The organism is Paenibacillus xylanexedens (assembly GCF_007676705.1).
GTDB lineage: Bacteria > Bacillota > Bacilli > Paenibacillales > Paenibacillaceae > Paenibacillus > Paenibacillus xylanexedens_C.
Window position 1 is genome coordinate 1 of record NZ_VEBF01000463.1, and the last position, 253, is coordinate 253.

1 protein-coding gene is annotated in these 253 nt (G+C 43.5%); it reads right to left on the reverse strand.

Going from position 1 to position 253, the window contains the following annotated elements:
• Positions 1 to 35: 35 nt before the first annotated feature.
• The coding region (locus tag FS628_RS32930) for a hypothetical protein (protein ID WP_260871256.1) at positions 36 to 253 on the reverse strand (218 nt) is incomplete at its 5' end.

The window sequence follows — 253 nt, forward strand, 5'->3', positions numbered from 1 at the left end:
CCTATTCAAACCCTTCCCTAACTTCAGATCTAACATCACAGACGCTCTTCATCCAACCCAACCTCCCTTTCCCTCAATACCAACGCATTATCATTCAACTTATCCCCCATCTCACCTTCACCACCAACATCATCCATATATCCCATCACCTCCTCCACTCCATTCACCACCACCCTACTTCTCTTACATTCAAAAAACTCCATATCTGCCCCAATCAAAAACAGCCATATCCCATCAAATTGGCTTATATCAT